Below are 239 nucleotides of genomic sequence, written 5' to 3' on the forward strand. Positions count from 1 at the left end.
CACGGCCATGGCGTCGGCGTAGTCGTAGGTGAGGGTCGCGACGGCGTCGCGGCCGCATGCCACCTTGCTGCACGATCGCGCGCTCATCGAGCCGAGCCTACGCCCGGGGCGGGACCGTAGACTGGCGACATGCCCCGATCCGCGCGTCGCGCCTCGACGAGGACCGGCTACCGGGATCGCCACGGACGCGGGATGCGCTCCGCGGTGACGGGACCGCACCTGCCCCCGCTGCGCACCCG

The 239-nt window shown here is 74.5% G+C and carries 1 protein-coding gene; it reads right to left on the reverse strand.

The window, feature by feature from the left end; genetic code table 11:
- Positions 1–87 (reverse strand): DUF3499 family protein (locus tag FJ658_RS15380; protein WP_141146233.1); only part of this gene is annotated, 87 nt, incomplete at its 3' end.
- Between the last annotated feature and the right edge of the window lie 152 nt (positions 88–239).

This window comes from Schumannella sp. 10F1B-5-1 (assembly GCF_006517535.1).
In the GTDB taxonomy this organism is placed as follows: Bacteria; Actinomycetota; Actinomycetes; order Actinomycetales; family Microbacteriaceae; genus Schumannella.